This window comes from Priestia sp. YIM B13551 (genome assembly GCF_042787905.1).
Classification (GTDB): domain Bacteria; phylum Bacillota; class Bacilli; order Bacillales; family Bacillaceae_H; genus Priestia.
Map to the genome: position 1 here is coordinate 45,895 of NZ_JBHZOX010000009.1, position 13,742 is coordinate 59,636.

Here is a 13,742-nt window from a genome sequence, read left to right on the forward strand (position 1 = left end):
CCTAACTTTGAGCAAGGGAATAAGTTATATAAGACTCTAACTTTTCTTTTACTACATTCCACTCTCTATCAAGTATGCTATAGACAACTGCGTCGCGAACTAGGCCGTTATATAAAAGGCGTTCGTTTCTCAATATTCCTTCTTTAACTGCGCCTAGTCGTTCAATAGCTTTTTGAGCTGTATTATTCCGTAAATCGGTTTTGATTTGTACTCGTTTCACTCCTAATGTTTCAAAAGCGTATTGTAATAATAAAAACTTACTTTCTGTATTAATACTTGTACGTTGAGCATCAGGTGAAAAGAAAGTATACCCCATTTCTAGAGTTTTTGAAGATAAAGATATGTCATATAGTCTAGTACTACCAACAATCTTATTATTCCAAATATCTTCCACGATAAAAGGAACTATCTCCCCTGTTTTTTTCTTTTGTAGACACTCATCTATTATATTTTTCATATCTAATAAGCTATCCATTTTAACAGGCATATAAGTCCAAATATCTGGATTTTGTTTAACAATATTATATAAGTCCTCTGCATCTTCTATTTTCATTATTCCTAATCTTACACGTTGTTTACTTAATTCCACTTGTTTCACCCATCCCTTTGTGCATATTTTGGAAATTATTTAATTTTACACTATATGGAAGTAAATATCGAACTGTTTTTCATCAATAAATCAATAATTTAAAAATTATTATTTCTTCCTATAAGCCACATTATGTTAACTAAAGATGTATACACACGCATGTAGCCAAACTTCATATTAATCCTCTCCTCTACCGAATATTGTTACAAATATTATTGTTGTTATAGCTACTATGCAAGTTTACTAAGTTAAAAGCATATCATTAATCAACCTAACAAAAACGCACATTTTTGTTAAGGCAGTTATAAAAAAGTCTACTTTATAAAAATTAGCGATTATTTATGGTGTCATTTGAATTAAAAATAAAGAAAGGGAGTGTAAACATATGCCAAATTATATTTGTACTACATGCGGTGTCCAATATCCTCAAAGACAAGAAGCTCCAGTAGATTGTCTGATTTGTAATGAGGAGAGACAATACGTAAATCCTTTAGGACAATCATGGACAACATTAGAAGCTATGCAACAAGGTAACTCTTTTAAAAATGAAATTCTTCAGGAAGAGGAAAATTTATATAGTATTACAACAAATCCTGAATTCGCAATTGGTCAAACAGCTTTTCTCATCCAAAATCAAGGCTTTAATATGTTATGGGACTGTATTACATATTTAGATGAGAAAACTATCAAGAAAATTAATAATTTGGGTGGAATCCAAGCAATTGCTCTTTCTCATCCACATTATTACTCTACACAAGTTGAATGGGCAGAGACATTTAATGCCCCTATCTACATCCATGAGGATGATAAGGAGTGGATAGTGCGACAAAGTGGTAAAATTAAATTTTGGTCAGGCGAATCCCTTGAATTAACAAATGGTATAACCCTATACCGACTGGGCGGTCATTTTAAAGGAGGAGCTGTCTTACATTGGAAAAATGGAGACAATAATAAAGGAATTTTATTTACTGGTGATATTATGCAAGTAGCTGCCGACCGTCAGTGGGTAAGCTTTATGTACAGTTACCCAAATTTCATTCCACTTCCAGCAAGCAAAGTAAGAGAGATGGCAGATAAAGTTAAAGATTTATCGTTTAACCGTATTTATAATGCATTTAATCGAGTAGTAATGGAAAATGCAGAACAAGCTGTTCAGAAATCAGCAGATCGGTATATCAAAGCAATAGAGGGGACACTGTTTAATACATGAGATATAAATGTTCTAGATTCTTTATCAGTAATTGGAGTTATTTACTTGATGATGATGAGTGGATCAGGGGCTGAAACAGCGAATTTAGTCGGTAGTGCATTTATTATCATATCTGCCATCACAAATGCTTTGTATAATGTTCTAGCAAGAAAGCTTACACAACGCTATTCCTTATTAACCATAACATATATCATGACATTGTTTGGATTTATAGCGTTTAATGTTATAGCAATTGGAAACCATGTGATTGAAGGAACAACAGGAGAGTTTTTTCAACCATTTTCAAACATAAAATTTTTATTAGCTATTTTATATCTAGGGATATTGTCATCACTTGGGACCTCATACCTTTCAAACTATGCTTTGTCTAAAATAGCAGCAGCTCAAATGAGTGTTTTCAGTAACGTTGCTACGCTAATTACCATTATTGCCGGTGTTTTATTCTTAAACGAGGCGTTTCATTTTTATCACTTAATTGGTGGAATTATGATTATCATTGGTGTAATTGGGACAAACTTCGCCGGTAAAAAAAGTAAAAAGGATTCAAAAGAAGACCTATAAAAGTTGTACAAGTAATGATTGAAGAGATAAGCATCAATCATTTCAGTGGCGGTGAGACGCTACTCAACAACAAGTAAATTAATGCAAAAAAGCAATCAAATTAGACTATAATTATTTGATTGCTTTTTTCTTTTTTTGTTATTAGTTAAATAAAACCAAAGATGTTGTTCTTTTATAAACTGTTCTTATACATAAAAAATTTAAAAATAAATATTGTAATTGATTCTACTCATAAAAAAATATAACTTACTCATAATTTCTATAATTTAATAGGTAAATGATAAAGTACTTTATATATTATTAAAGTTTTACTATTTACACTAAGTGACGACAAATATATAGTTTTTCTTCAAAATAAATAGTAGTTAAAAGGTTTTATCATTCAATTAATGATATAGATTCTCCATATGTTCTTCTTTTTGCTATCTATAAAATTACTCCATCTTTCTCCTTGGCTGATATAATCATTAAACGTAGCATTCTTCATTACAATATGACCTCCACATTCATCTGCCACTTGTTTAGCAGAATCTTCATCAATGGGAAATGCTAACGATTCCTCATTAGTAAATTCGTAACTGGATACCTCTTTCCTTTTTACGTTCTTATACGAATGATATACGTAATATAATTTACCTACCTTTATAAAATAGTATGGATACTCGCTGTTAGGCAACTTTACTTCCCTCCATTTCTGCATCCTTCAATTGCTTTATAAGTCACTATTACTATCTTACTTGGACTTAAAAAGGTAAAATCCTTCTACGCCAAAGGGTTTCCTTCTTCATGTGTTCCGGAAAGCTGTTTTATGTTAAGTAAATCATAAAGTATTTCATAAAAATCCACAATTTAACTATTTACCTTAATGACGACAAGTGGCGCCCGATTGTGGAGAACCTTTATAAATAAAGGGATTTTTTATATGACCCATTTTTCCTAGCACGTTAATTAATATGGTAATTATTGTAGGTTTTTGGTTTCATTTTCCTTATAGTGTATTGTGGGAAAATTTTTTTTGTAGTATTCTATCATCGATTTGGATGCCATCGAAGTAATGAATCTAGTTTATTGTCTGCAAAGATAATTCCTCTATATGTTTCTAAGACTACATTTTATTCCAAATCAAAAAATAAGGGAGGGATAGGATGTCCAGGTTTTATAGACGTATCGTTTTATCTGTATTTTTTTTGTTTTTGGTCACAGGAATGATTTCACCGGCACAAGCGCAGTCTGATTCAAATGGCGGAGGTTATTGGCTCCCACACAACAAGGAGAAGATTGAAAAGGCAACTAAACTTATGAAGCAAGGCAAGTCAGTTGAAGAGATTGGGATTAAGCAAGATCAGATCCAGAAAAAAGAAGGCATCCAGACATTAGATAAATTGATGGAAGAAGACCAGCAAAGTGACACAACATACAGAGCGAACATGGATCCTCCTATCAAGACGGCAGACGGATGGACACCCCCTGACTTCGACTATGACCATATCCTAACTACAGAAGAATGCCAGAGAAGTCCAGACAGCAGTTCAGAAACAGGGTATATTAAGAACCGGTATTCCTTCTGTTGGTCCCACGTCGCAACATATCAAGTCCCTGTAAAATGCATTGGGGGGTTCTGTTTTTACGAAGGCGTTCAATTTCAATTCACTGAAATAGGTTATGGCTCCAACCAAAGCCGGAAAATGAGGGTCTATTATACACTTGATGATATCCTCGTCACCCATCCATCCTTGAATGGAGCCAAGTTGAAAATTGATATGGTATGTGAATCCAAGGTGAACCCAGGTGACTGTAAAGAGGATCCGGACTTTCCGCCGACGGAACGAACAATCGCCCAATGGAAAAACACGAACTTCAGTACAGAAATTTTCACATCAGAAGCACCCCCACCAACTGACGCAAACCCTGATCAGTTAGGGTACATGGAATTTTGGCCAAAACTTACCCTTACACATGCACCAAGGAAATTCAAAAAGAGCATTGATGGTATTAAACAGACCGTTCGTTACGATTCTGCAAAATATATGTTTGCTTTCCCTAATCAATATTTCTGGCAAGGAGCCGTATTCAGTAAAGCCACACCAATCTTTAATGTTCCGGTCACAAAGCCAGAATTTTCGATGTTAGCCGAAGCTGGACAGCATTGGAAGTTTGCGATGGATCATCCAGATCAGACGAAGCCTCAAATGGATGGAAAGAAAATACCGGGAGCTGTGGGAGACAGCACGCTGACACGGATGTATCCGAAACGTCATCAGGATGAATATAATCGCAATAGGAACAAGACAAGAAGGACTTGTGACAGGGAATTCAGAGATGAGGATCGGACCGGCAAGCAGTGTGACGAATATCCGTTTGCTTCCACCTGGGAAGGTTCGGCGACCAATGGATCGGATAATTTTTCAGTAAGAATGATTTCAAGCGAATCGAACGGTGCTGCAGGGACATGGCTCGGTGCCTGGTACGCCTATGATAGGATTCTGGATGGGGATACTTTCAATGTGCAGGTCGAAGCCCCTGAGAAAATAGCTACGATCAGATCGGAAGGTCAGCCTCAGGACGGACAGGATAACCGATCAAGTGATAACTTCACGATCGGGAATATCCCTTCTTACGCGACCAAGTTACAATGGAAAATCGTCGACGGCCCTACTAATGCGAAATTCGATGTCATGAAAGACATCAGCTTCGGCATCGACGAAACGATCTTCAATGACCTTACAGACGGATCCGAGACAGAAATCAAAAAGAGCGAAGATTTTTACATTGCCAGACCGGAAGACACCGATGGAGAAAGCTTCACTGTTGAAGTTTATGCAATCCCATAGTAATAACTTAGAGGCTGTTCTTTAAGTATGTGACACTTAAAGGCCAGCCCCTTTTAAACCATTAGATAGCTTCCATATCTAATGGTTTTTGTTATCACTAAATTTATTTATTACCTAAGAATGCTGTTTAAACAGGAAATTTTGTGCGTTTGGATAGTAAAAGCTTTTGTATCAATAATGTATAAGAAGCTGCATATTGAAAAATACCTATCATCTCAAGAGTCCTTGTCCTCCAAGGGTTCTTTTTTAGTGTGGGTTCCGGAAAAATCCATTATGGTAACTAGACTTGTATATATTCTAAAAAAGAAATTAGGCTTTTTCACTGTGTTTACCTTTTGTACCAAAGTAATTTGTCCCAATAACTCCTGTAATAATGATAATTGACCCGACTAGATGATAAAGATGAAATTGTTCTTTCAAAAAAATTACTCCTGCTAAGATTGTAATGAGTGTAGCAAAATTACTGAAGACACTCATTTTAGATGCTTCTATTTTTGATAAGGCGTAATTAGAAAGATAGGACGTAACTAAAGATGATAATAAACCTAGATAGGCAATTGCAATTACAAAATCCAGATGAACAAAAGGCTCCATAAATTGATGGATAGTGTTATTCATTAGATGATTTGTCAATGCCAAACCATTAAATGTAATAAAACCAAATAAAGTCATTATATATGTGATAGTGAATAAGGAATATCGTTGAGTTAAATTTCTAGCACATACATTGTATAGGGACGATACAAGTGCGGAAATTAAAATCAAACCACTTCCTAGTAGACTAGTATTTTTATTTTCTATATCGTTCATATACATAATATATATCACACCTACTACCGAGAAAATAATAGCTATCTTTTGACCAGATGTAGATGTTTCTTTTAAAAATATGCTCGCAAAGATTAAGGTGAAAATTGGGATTGTTGCTTGGATAATTCCAGCTTGAGATGATGATACATTTACTAGTCCAAATACCTGAAAAGCAAAAAAGAGAGTGGGGTATAAAATAGCTAACAAAGCAATAATCCCTATATCCTTTTTAGTTACTTTTAATGATTTTTTCGTTAATACTTTTAAGGTTGTAACCCCTATAAAAGCAATAGTAAATCGATGTGCTAATGCATCAAAAGGTGTAGCAATAGTTAATGCAACTTTGACAAACATAAATGACAATCCGATAATAATGGCATAAGTAAGCGCAGCTATATATGCTTTTTTCTTTTCAATCATGTGAATGACCTCCTTTAGATTTATCCGGCCGGTTATCACTATAGTAAGAGAAACTAACAATATCTACGATATGAAAAATACACATCTGTATCGGTACAGATGTGTATTTGGAGGAATACTATGCTTAAATATGAAACAATTTATCAATCTCTACTTCAAAAGATACAGTCTGGGGACTTTCCAGCAGGGGCAAAATTACCCTCAATTAGAGGCTTATCGCAACAATATATTTGTAGTAAAAGTACAATAATATCTGCCTTAAAACGATTGGAAGAGCAACATATTATTTATTCCATTCCAAAGAGTGGTTATTACGTCGTGGAACATCAGGTTTTTGAGGAACCCACATCTACTGAAGGCGTTGATTTTGCAACATCATCTCCAACATGGCATGCATTTCCTTATAAAGATTTTCAACAGTGTATTAACAAAGCGATTGATACATATCAAGAAGAATTGTTTCGTTATGGAACACCAAAAGGTTTATCTTTATTAATTATAGAAGCTAAGAAGCTCTTAGAATCTTATCAAGTATTTACGAAACCTGAACAGATTTTCATCACTTCAGGGGTTCAACAGGCACTCGCTATACTGAGCATGATGCCATTTCCAAATAACGGATCTACTATTTTAGTTGAACAACCTAGTTACCATTTGTATATGGATATGTTGAAAACATATGGAATTCGTGCAATAGGAATTCAACGTACAGCGCAAGGTATTGATCTAAAGCAACTAGAAAAAATATTCAATGAAGAAGAGATTAAATTTTTTTATACAATGCCACGCTTCCATAATCCTTTAGGAACGTCATATAGCAAAAAAGACAAAGAAACTATTTTACAGTTAGCTTATAAATACAATGTGTATATTATAGAAGATGACTATTTAGCAGATTTTGAATATAACACTAAGAATGATCCTCTTTTTGCAGAGGATATTAAAGAACAGGTTATCTACTTAAAGAGCTTTTCAAAAATCATGTTTCCAGGTTTAAGAATTGGTCTAGCCGTTCTTCCTCCCCCTATTCTTAGCACCTTTCAAAAATTTAGAATGACCATAGATATAGATAGCTCTATGATTTCACAAGCTGCACTATATCTTTATATAAAAAGTGGTATGTTTGAACATAATAAATTAAAAGTAAGTAGTATTTACCATAAACGTGCACAAATTCTTCATCAATCGCTGCAAAATCATCTGGCTAATTACGAATCATCGTCAGAAATAGTTATGCATGGTCATATTTTGTTACCTAGACAAGTAAATATGAAGTTATTTATTCGTTATTTATATGACCAGCATGTATATCTGGATTCAGTTGAAAGTAATTATCTAGCCAACTTTCACAAAGAACGGGTTTTAAAGTTAAATGTTTCAAATGTTGAAAATCACCGAGTTGAAGAAGGAGTCAAAAAAATTGCAAGTGCTTTAAAAAAAAGAGATAACTATTTCTTTTAATTACTTAATGTAATTAAGGCCTTTAACACTGTTTAAGAAGAAGAGACTTAAAAGTATTATTCTTGTAATGATGTACATTTTTCTCACGTGCCTTTTATATTTATTCCTACCGGTAATTAACATTATGTTAACTATGGGTGTATATATTATTCATTAATGTTTAAGCTTTAACGGCATGTTAAAATGTAATTATAAGGAAATTAAAACATGTCAGAACTTATAAGGGGAAAATAATTGAATTCATTATTGTATCTTACAATGTTATTTATAGTAATACTTACAGTGGTTCCTATCATGATTGTAATCATCAAAACGGTTTTCAGAAAAAATACCAAGCAATTATTATACTCCATTTGATTATATTTCTGCCCAAACTACTGAGGAATTCCATGAGGAAAAAGAAGAAATAAAAAAAGAAGATGAAAATGGAGATAGTAAAAATTGAGTAAGGGTATTTATTGTGGTGCCGAGAACTAGTTTTATGTTAACTAAAGATGTATATCTTATACACCTTAAAAATACAAAAAAACCTATCTCTTTCCAATCCAAAGAGGTAGGTTTTTTCTGCTCTATTGCTGTAAGGATTTTCGCTGATGCCTCACAGCGTCTCGTGTAGTTTGCTCAGAACAGAAAGATTCATGTAAAAAAGAAAAACTTAGTGTTTTCTTATATCCAATATCTTAATAACGTTGTTTAAATGCTTTTCTGATTCTTCTAAACGTTTTTGAGTATTTACTAAAGATTTTTGAACAGATAAAACAGAGGGAACTTTGATATTTTTGGCTTCTGTGCATACTAGATGACCTATACTGTCCTTCCATTGGATCGTACATTTGAAATTCATAAATAACTTGTTGCTTGTTTGCAAAATGAGATATTGGGTTACAGGGTAAGAATTTGTAATCTGTGACAGCATTAATATTGCTTTATTTCGGTCTTCTTTATAAATAATATTCCATATGCTAGAGGTAGATTGAAAATATGAATGAGTTATATTTGAAGAATTTAGAATTGTACCATCTTGCCTAATTTGAAAATAAGGAACAGGAATCCATTTAGCTATATTACTCATATCCATGTTCTAACTCCTTTAAATTAATGAATTTTTTCACTTGGGACAATATGTTTCTAGAGCAGTGACCATGGTAAATTAAGATGTATATAATATACATCTTAATTATCAAAAAAACTACCCTATCTAAAGGTATTCCGAAAATTTTTTTATGTTAACTAAAGTTGTAGACGATATTCATTTCATATGATTAGCTTTTTATAAACAATAAAATATAAACCGCCATGTATATTAATCTATAAATACGGTTAGACTAGTAACGTATTCCCCCTATTCCGTTATAGTTGAAAACCCTTTGCTATTTTATAGCAAAGGGTTCTTTTTTTGCCCTTGATAATACTCATAATGAAATTAGCTCAGGTAGCAAATGTGAATATCATGACGTAAGGTTAATGAAAAATGAAAATAGCTGTTCCTATAAAATATGTTGTTAATTTAGATGTATAAGAGATTACTAGTTGGGGGACAATAAAAAATAGAAACTTACATATAGGAGGTAAAACTAGTGAGCGAACATAAAAACATTTTTTCTACGTTTGTTAATGAAAATCAATTTGACTTACATTCATACCTTACTTATTTATTCATCAATGAATGCCAGGAAGGTGTAGTAAACGAATTAGAACAGAACCATATAAACCAATAAATTTATAAATAAAAATGTGAAATGAGAGGGTAAATCATAGTGAATGAAAAAATGGTGTAGACGACTTTATCTTTCTGGGAAGAAGGAATAAGTCGTCTATTATACTTGCCCAATCAGGTACGCATAAAACAAGGTATCAGTGAAAATTCTCCTTCTAGTTCCATAACATATCATAATAAAAAAGCCGAAAAGGTAACCCTCGGCTTTTTGAATCACGCGGTATCTATATAATGTTGTATATTATTAGTAATGGACCTTAATCTTCCCAAACTTCATTCATTAAATCTTCAATTTCTTTTGCCAGTTTTTTTGTTTCAGTTTTATCAATCGTCACTTTATCCCCTGTAATATAAACGACATCTCCAACTTGTGTTTCTTTGGGGAAAATACTCTTAGGGTAATCCTTTGTCGTTCCTTCAATTTCAACAACAGCAAAGCCCTCTTCAAATCGATCAATAATACCTTTTATCTTTTTCATAATTACCTCGATTTTTTAACAGAATAAGATGTTCCATCACCTGTGATAATAATTGTACCACTTTGGTCTGTTCGTAGAATACTTGCTTTAGAGTTTTTTAGTAAGTTCACAACTTGAGAAGTAGCATGTGAATGAAGAAAGAGATCTTATTTGAATCGTATGTCTTGCTGTTTGATATTGAAATAACAATTGTCAGTATAATAGAAAAAGAAATGACCACACATTATGGACATTTATGGCGACAAATTTTTTTCGCTGAAGGTGGAACTCAACTCTGCGATAATCTCCCCTTATTATTCCGATTAAATCTTCTTCAAGATATCTTCACTGATCATGAATTACGCGACCTATTTATATTAGTAAATATAAAAAACACTTTGAATCAACAATCAACTATTTCTCAGGATGATTTTGACCACCTTAAGTATTTCTCTCACCAACTAAACAAAAAGAAATTCCTCTCATTATCTATCTAACTTTATTCACAGTGAAAAATCTTAAAAACACTTAAGCATAATAAGAAGTAAATAGGAGTTATATTTTTAAGAACTTAATGAATATGAAAAGCCTACTTGTATAAGAACAAGTAGGCTTTTCTGCTACGTTAAAGTCTATAAAACATTTACGTATCATTCCCAAGATAATTATAGCATTTCCTATTTATATTTGTAGAAAATCTTCTACTTTTACATCCTTCTTTAACTTTCGCAATCCTTTATTTATTCTATAGATTGTGGAGTATTTAGGTATGTAGTCTCTATCGTTACAAAGCCTAGATATAGTTGGGCGACTTAACTTTGTTGCCTTTTCGAGTTCTAATTGATTAATATCTTCTTGATTATCTAACCATCTTCCAAATCTTGTTCGCTTCTTTCCTAAGCCTAGAATCATACAGCCATCTCCTTTAAGAAGAAGTATGGACATTATGTAACTTTTTTAATCATTAGAAAAAAAGTTACATATAGGACAAGCAGTAGTTCATATCATAAATTAAGACGTCAGAAAGAGACGTCAACTTAAACTATTAGGAATGGAGCGAATCAAATGACAAAAGAATTAGCAATCTCGCTACTAAGTCGAAAAGACGTCTATTTAACGCTAGAAGGAAAACAGATGTTAGAGGTCATCTTGAAAGAGAAAAACGCGTATGAAGAGAAATAAGAAGTCGAAAAATCAAGTTGACACCTATCGACCAACCGTGCGTTACCATTCTATGTATCGTACATATGTAGATAGTCTGTTTCAATCTACAGAATTAGATCGAAATCAAATTATGAGGTGTGCGCTTTTTACTGCAGCGCACAATCCTGTTTTCTTAGCATTAATGAATCAGTATAAAATGAATGACGTCCCTCTCCCCTCCTCTCCATGGCAGCCTTCTTCCCACCAGTTATGGATGGAACAAGAGCCCAACATCGAAGAGAAAGGAGGAGGAGAACATGATGACCTTGAGCGAAAAGGAACGGCTACAAACACTTCTACGATACTTAGAACATCAACAGATGGCCAATCAATGTCAGAAGCAACTATTCAATCCAAACAGCAGCCTTCTACCAGTGAAAAGGCAGCAGGGCCTGCAAGACGTCAGCAACCGATTGAGAGACGAACAAGGACGTTTCCTACCTTACAATTATCGAACAATGGAGGAATCAAACTTGATTTCAGGTAAAGAAGTAGCATTACAACGAAAACTAAAAATAGAACCGATTGAAGGTTCTTATAATAGTTATGCGGTAAATGAAAAGGAAAAGAGGGATTGGAGTGGGAATATCTATTTAGCTTGTGTGGCAGCGATTTTAGCGATCGCCTTTTTTACCTGACGTCTTTTTAGAATAGTGTCGATATTTTGGTCATAAACATATAGCATGAATACAGTTAAGACCGCCTTATAAACTGATACGTAATGGGCGGTCTTTGTTGTAAATATGATTAAAAACTCCTGGGAAGTGGAAAAACAAGTATAAAGATTCATATAAAATATATCTTTTATATCTTATAATATGGATGACACAGGAGGTATGTAGATGGAAAATAGTCCTCGTTTCGCAGAATTAGTCTCTGATTTTGAAAAACGGTTAGGTGGACATTTAAATGCCAAAGAAAAAGAACTACTTGTATGGATATAAAACAGAAAGTAATAAGTATGTTCAATAATCGACATTTATCCTCTTCACCTTTTTAGAAATTTTCTTATATGTTGCGTAGAATTACCTATACACGATAGGTGACAAACAGAAAAAATCCTACACACTGAGGTGTAGGATTTTTAAATCGTCCCGAATATTAGATTAGAAACAGAGGGTATTCGGTATTGCAAACGAAATGAAAGTTTAACTTTCCATATTATTCTATCAAAAGTATCTTTACTATTGAATATGGCAACATTCTCAATTTGCTACCTGTATCTGGAACAACAAAAGGTAATAAGTTACAATTCACCCTATTGTAGATTAAGTATTAATCGACAAATGCTTGTTTATCCTCTATTTCACCTAGTTTTGAATATGTAACATACGTGCCTGCCATCATGTCATGAAGACTTCTTTTATCTTTACGGAAAACCACCATGAATACACTCACAATTAGCGCAATACCTAATGTAAGACCGTAAACAATGCCGGCTACAAGAACTCGTAATAGCATTGCTCCAATTCCAAGTTTCTTTCCATTGACTTTGACAATTCTAACTCCAACAATTCGTTTCCCTATAGTATATCCATACCATAATATAGGTACAGCAACCGCATAGATGAAACCTATGAGTGATGTAATGGGATCTTCACCATCAAAGTCTCCTGTAATAAGAAAGCCAATAAGCCCCAAAGGAATACTTACAATAATGCCATCTAACAGATTTCCTAATAGGCGTATCCAAAATCCTGCTGGTTTTGTTACTTGATCCACTTTATATTTCTTCCCTTCTTGTAAATTAACACTTTATCTATCTAAATATCTCCTCAAATGATGATAACATGATTGAAGAGGAAGGTAAAAAGTATAAAATATTTTAAATTTATCCACTAATAATAAAATACATGTCTCTAGTATTGATATTACTAAAGAGATATTCATAGAAAAGAGATAAAAGATTAATTAGGTTTTTTTAATTGTAAATTTCCCTTATTAAAGATAATAACAGCATTATAAGCTTCATATAAGGCATACAAAGGGTAACAAAAAGCCATAAATACAATCATAGTTGGTACCTTTTCAACAACACGAAAATGGCCGGACATGAAACTTTTAACCGCAATTCCTAGGTAAACCAATAAAGGAATGATAATAACAGCTAATAACAATAACCACGGGGTCATTTTGGTTTCCTTCAGTTTTTCTCGACAATGTGGGCATTTCATTGTAAAAGGACTTGAAAAATCTTCGAAATGCTCAACCGTAATAGGTTTTTGACACCCTGGACAAGGTGTTGATTTTTTCATATAAGCTTCTCCTTTTTGAAATGTAAAAGAGTAGAAATAATAGGGTTATTGAATATATAACATTGCTCTTTTAAAAAAAGCTTTAAATAAGTTTAGAGCTCTCTACTTTGATAGGCTCTACACGTTTCATATAGGTAGCTGCCATCAAATCGTGTAAACTTCGCTTATCCTGGCGGAAAACCACCATAAAAAAGCTAATGATAGCAACTATTCCTCTTGTAAGACCA

16 protein-coding genes are annotated in these 13,742 nt (G+C 33.3%); 8 read left to right on the forward strand and 8 right to left on the reverse strand.

Features of this window, described 5'->3' with window-relative positions:
• Nucleotide 1: 1 nt before the first annotated feature.
• Complete coding sequence (locus ACFX4N_RS26600; protein ID WP_328251839.1) at nucleotides 2–589, reverse strand: GNAT family N-acetyltransferase; 588 nt, start codon at nucleotides 587–589, stop codon at nucleotides 2–4.
• Between the two features lie 385 nt (nucleotides 590–974).
• Between ACFX4N_RS26600 and ACFX4N_RS26605 the strand changes: the two genes are divergently transcribed.
• Both ACFX4N_RS26605 and ACFX4N_RS26610 read left to right on the forward strand, forming a co-directional pair.
• A complete protein-coding gene (locus ACFX4N_RS26605) occupies nucleotides 975–1,799 on the forward strand; it encodes an MBL fold metallo-hydrolase (RefSeq protein WP_192101080.1) in 825 nt (274 codons plus the stop codon).
• 48 nt (nucleotides 1,800–1,847) lie between these two features.
• Nucleotides 1,848–2,360, forward strand: coding sequence for a DMT family transporter (locus ACFX4N_RS26610; protein WP_098278619.1), 513 nt, complete (start codon nucleotides 1,848–1,850; stop codon nucleotides 2,358–2,360).
• Nucleotides 2,361–2,742: 382 nt separating this feature from the next.
• Here ACFX4N_RS26610 and ACFX4N_RS26615 read toward each other — a convergent pair whose 3' ends face one another.
• Entirely contained in the window at nucleotides 2,743–3,036 is a 294-nt protein-coding gene (locus ACFX4N_RS26615; protein WP_057275084.1) for a hypothetical protein, read from the reverse strand.
• A 469-nt stretch (nucleotides 3,037–3,505) separates the two neighbouring features.
• Here ACFX4N_RS26615 and ACFX4N_RS26620 point away from each other — a divergent pair, with 469 nt between their 5' ends.
• A complete protein-coding gene (locus ACFX4N_RS26620) occupies nucleotides 3,506–5,191 on the forward strand; it encodes a NucA/NucB deoxyribonuclease domain-containing protein (protein WP_192101079.1) in 1,686 nt (561 codons plus the stop codon).
• Between the two features lie 309 nt (nucleotides 5,192–5,500).
• On the opposite strand, the gene ACFX4N_RS26625 is transcribed toward ACFX4N_RS26620, so the two are convergent.
• Nucleotides 5,501–6,421, reverse strand: coding sequence for a DMT family transporter (locus ACFX4N_RS26625; RefSeq protein ID WP_057275085.1), 921 nt, complete (start codon nucleotides 6,419–6,421; stop codon nucleotides 5,501–5,503).
• 120 nt (nucleotides 6,422–6,541) lie between these two features.
• Between ACFX4N_RS26625 and ACFX4N_RS26630 the strand changes: the two genes are divergently transcribed.
• Together ACFX4N_RS26630 and ACFX4N_RS26635 are read left to right on the forward strand one after the other, a co-directional pair.
• A complete protein-coding gene (locus tag ACFX4N_RS26630) occupies nucleotides 6,542–7,882 on the forward strand; it encodes an aminotransferase-like domain-containing protein (RefSeq protein WP_057275086.1) in 1,341 nt (446 codons plus the stop codon).
• A gap of 328 nt (nucleotides 7,883–8,210) precedes the next feature.
• Nucleotides 8,211–8,327 (forward strand): hypothetical protein, encoded by a 117-nt coding sequence (locus tag ACFX4N_RS26635; RefSeq protein ID WP_274588453.1) that lies wholly within the window; start codon nucleotides 8,211–8,213, stop codon nucleotides 8,325–8,327.
• Between the two features lie 210 nt (nucleotides 8,328–8,537).
• Here ACFX4N_RS26635 and ACFX4N_RS26640 read toward each other — a convergent pair whose 3' ends face one another.
• Together ACFX4N_RS26640 and ACFX4N_RS26645 are read right to left on the reverse strand one after the other, a co-directional pair.
• Nucleotides 8,538–8,960: a hypothetical protein gene (locus tag ACFX4N_RS26640; protein WP_057275087.1), complete on the reverse strand. Its 423-nt coding sequence runs from the start codon at nucleotides 8,958–8,960 to the stop codon at nucleotides 8,538–8,540.
• A gap of 896 nt (nucleotides 8,961–9,856) precedes the next feature.
• Nucleotides 9,857–10,078, reverse strand: coding sequence for a DUF3006 domain-containing protein (locus tag ACFX4N_RS26645; protein ID WP_057275088.1), 222 nt, complete (start codon nucleotides 10,076–10,078; stop codon nucleotides 9,857–9,859).
• Nucleotides 10,079–10,209: 131 nt separating this feature from the next.
• Between ACFX4N_RS26645 and ACFX4N_RS26650 the strand changes: the two genes are divergently transcribed.
• Nucleotides 10,210–10,554, forward strand: a complete 345-nt coding sequence (locus ACFX4N_RS26650; RefSeq protein ID WP_192101078.1) for a hypothetical protein — start codon at nucleotides 10,210–10,212, stop codon at nucleotides 10,552–10,554.
• Nucleotides 10,555–10,738: 184 nt separating this feature from the next.
• On the opposite strand, the gene ACFX4N_RS26655 is transcribed toward ACFX4N_RS26650, so the two are convergent.
• On the reverse strand, nucleotides 10,739–10,966 hold the full coding sequence (locus tag ACFX4N_RS26655; RefSeq protein WP_053488564.1) for a helix-turn-helix domain-containing protein: 228 nt from the start codon (nucleotides 10,964–10,966) through the stop codon (nucleotides 10,739–10,741).
• A gap of 259 nt (nucleotides 10,967–11,225) precedes the next feature.
• Here ACFX4N_RS26655 and ACFX4N_RS26660 point away from each other — a divergent pair, with 259 nt between their 5' ends.
• Both ACFX4N_RS26660 and ACFX4N_RS26665 read left to right on the forward strand, forming a co-directional pair.
• The gene (locus ACFX4N_RS26660) at nucleotides 11,226–11,747 is read left to right on the forward strand and encodes a hypothetical protein (RefSeq protein WP_053488460.1); all 522 of its coding nucleotides are present in this window, start codon (nucleotides 11,226–11,228) and stop codon (nucleotides 11,745–11,747) included.
• The gene (locus ACFX4N_RS26665) at nucleotides 11,734–11,898 is read left to right on the forward strand and encodes a hypothetical protein (RefSeq protein WP_156322662.1); all 165 of its coding nucleotides are present in this window, start codon (nucleotides 11,734–11,736) and stop codon (nucleotides 11,896–11,898) included. Before ACFX4N_RS26660 ends, ACFX4N_RS26665 begins: the two co-directional genes overlap by 14 nt.
• Nucleotides 11,899–12,535: 637 nt before the next feature.
• Here ACFX4N_RS26665 and ACFX4N_RS26670 read toward each other — a convergent pair.
• Nucleotides 12,536–12,982: an RDD family protein gene (locus ACFX4N_RS26670; RefSeq protein WP_192101077.1), complete on the reverse strand. Its 447-nt coding sequence runs from the start codon at nucleotides 12,980–12,982 to the stop codon at nucleotides 12,536–12,538.
• A gap of 185 nt (nucleotides 12,983–13,167) precedes the next feature.
• Nucleotides 13,168–13,515: a hypothetical protein gene (locus ACFX4N_RS26675; RefSeq protein ID WP_053488462.1), complete on the reverse strand. Its 348-nt coding sequence runs from the start codon at nucleotides 13,513–13,515 to the stop codon at nucleotides 13,168–13,170.
• Nucleotides 13,516–13,742: the final 227 nt, after the last annotated feature.